This window comes from Priestia sp. SIMBA_032 (assembly GCF_046535215.1).
GTDB classification, from domain to species: Bacteria; Bacillota; Bacilli; order Bacillales; family Bacillaceae_H; genus Priestia; species Priestia aryabhattai.
Genome location: NZ_JAWRXD010000252.1, coordinates 1 through 354, shown reverse-complemented (window position 1 = coordinate 354; position 354 = coordinate 1). Strand labels below are relative to the sequence as shown.

At 37.9% G+C, this 354-nt stretch carries 1 protein-coding gene; it reads left to right on the top strand.

The annotated features are described in order from the left end of the window. On the top strand, positions 1-354 hold a 354-nt coding region (locus SB717_RS34235; protein ID WP_410907284.1), incomplete at both ends, for an ABC transporter substrate-binding protein.

The following is a 354-nucleotide window of genomic DNA, read 5'->3' as shown; positions in this document are numbered from 1 at the left end:
CTATGCAGCTCGCAATTTTACCGCGTGATACGAGTATTCAAAATCATCATTATATAGGTACTGGACCTTTCAAACTTGCTCATTACTCTGAAGATAATATCGTACTCGAAGCGTTCAACCATTATTTTAAAGAGCGCGCGTTATTAGACCGTATTGAATTTTGGGGTATTCCTGACCATGTGCAAATAGATGCTGATTATGAACTACCAAACGAAGAAGAAAATGAAAGGTACGACATACAAGTAGAAGAAATAGGCTGCATTTATGCTGGCTTTAACTTTACAAAACCTGGTCCCTACCACGACATTTACTTTCGAAAAGCTTGGAGAGAACTATCTGATGTTGAAATGATAC